Source organism: Prescottella defluvii, assembly GCF_000738775.1.
GTDB lineage: Bacteria > Actinomycetota > Actinomycetes > Mycobacteriales > Mycobacteriaceae > Prescottella > Prescottella defluvii.
The window spans coordinates 1-235 of record NZ_JPOC01000147.1 but is presented as its reverse complement, the minus strand read 5'-3'; the positions used below and the strand labels follow the sequence as shown (position 1 = coordinate 235).

1 protein-coding gene is annotated in these 235 nt (G+C 67.7%); it reads right to left on the bottom strand.

Going from position 1 to position 235, the window contains the following annotated elements:
* Positions 1 to 235: proton-conducting transporter transmembrane domain-containing protein (locus IJ15_RS25080; protein ID WP_037136141.1), on the bottom strand; the 235-nt coding region annotated here is incomplete at both ends.

The window sequence follows — 235 nt, the reverse complement described above, 5'->3', positions numbered from 1 at the left end:
CCAGTCCCAGTCCAGACCGGGCACGGCCACGTAGAAGACCCGCAGTGCCGCGCCGAACGCCGCGATCTTGGTGGCCGATGCCATGAACGCAGTGATCGGTGTGGGCGCCCCCTGATACACGTCGGGAATCCACGAATGGAACGGCACCGCACCGACTTTGAAGAGCAGACCCACCGATAGCAGACCGAGGCCGATCTGGGCCAGCGTCTCGCCACCGGGGCCCGGCGCGACGACG